This window comes from Neisseria sp. P0021.S007, from assembly GCF_051956855.1.
Genome location: NZ_JBQCXA010000076.1, coordinates 1 through 1,358 on the forward strand (window position 1 = coordinate 1; position 1,358 = coordinate 1,358).

2 protein-coding genes are annotated in these 1,358 nt (G+C 52.4%); both read right to left on the reverse strand.

The window, feature by feature from the left end; all coding sequences use genetic code 11:
* Window positions 1–811, reverse strand: an 811-nt coding sequence (gene ychF, locus ACTHUR_RS11195) for a redox-regulated ATPase YchF (protein WP_440398620.1), incomplete at its 3' end; no start/stop codon positions are given.
* 141 nt (window positions 812–952) lie between these two features.
* Window positions 953–1,358 (reverse strand): phosphoenolpyruvate carboxylase (locus tag ACTHUR_RS11200; protein WP_440398621.1); only part of this gene is annotated, 406 nt, incomplete at its 5' end.

Below are 1,358 nucleotides of genomic sequence, written 5' to 3' on the forward strand. Positions count from 1 at the left end.
GAATCCGACGGTTCAGGCCCGGTTCTTCCAAGCCCATTTCGGCGAGGAATTCGGCTTTTTCATCGTCTTCCAATTCGGCGATTTCGCTTTCCATCGCGGCACATACGGCCACAACCGGCGCGTTTTCTTTTGCAGCCAATTCTTTCAGGCGGTCGAGGTGCGGGTTGTTTTCAAAACCGTCTTCGGAAACGTTGCCGACATACATGGCAGGTTTGGCAGTCAGCAAGAACAGTGGTTTGAGCATGGCGAGTTCTTCTGCGTCTAAGCCGAAGGAGCGTACAGGCTTGCCTTCGTCCAGATGAGGTAGCAGTTTTTTGCACAGATCGACCAGTTTTTGCGCGTCTTTGTCGCCTGAGCGTGCACGTTTTTCTTCGCGGACGATGGTTTTTTCGACGCTGGCTAAGTCAGCCAGTGCCAACTCGGTGCCGATGGTTTCGATGTCGGCAATCGGATCGACTTTGCCTGCGACATGGACGATGTTGTCGTCGTCAAAGCAACGCACGACGTTAACAATCGCGTCAGTTTCACGGATGTTGGCGAGGAACTGGTTGCCTAAGCCTTCGCCTTTGCTCGCACCTGCAACCAAACCGGCGATGTCGACAAATTCGACGATGGCGGGCTGCATTTTTTGCGGATTGACGATTTTTGCCAATTCGGCCATACGCGGATCAGGGACTTCAACGATGCCGACGTTGGGTTCGATGGTACAGAAAGGATAGTTTGCCGCTTCGATACCCGATTGGGTCAGCGCGTTAAAGAGGGTGGATTTGCCGACGTTGGGCAAACCGACGATACCGCATTTCAAGCTCATGGTTTTTCCTGAAAAGATAAAAGTTTAACGGCGGATTATAGCATATTGTAGAGGTACTCAAAACAGCCGCAATGCTGGTGTATATTCATCATAAAAAGGCCGTCTGAAAATTGTTTCAGACGGCCTTTTTTCCGTACTGCCTTAACCGGTATTACGCAAACCTTGCGCTACGCCGTTGATGGTCAAGTGAACCATCAGAAGGGCGTGCGGATTATCGGGCTCTTTGCGCAGGCGTTTGAGCATGGCGACTTGCAGGCCGTTGAGGGCGTTCAAATATGGAATCCTCAAGGCAAGCGAACGGGCGAGGCTGCGGTTGTCGCGCAGGAGCTCTTCGGTTTGCAGCAAGTCGAGCAGTGCTTTGCGGCTGCGTTGGTATTCTTCCTTGATCATGCCGAAGATGACCTTTGCTTTATCGGGCGATTCGCTCAAGCCGGCATAGTTTTCCGCCAAAGTGATGTCGGTTTTCGCCATCACTTGCTCCATATTAGAGAGCATGGCTTGGAAGAACGGGTTGCTTTGGGCGTGTTCGCGCAGGGCGGCGAGGGTT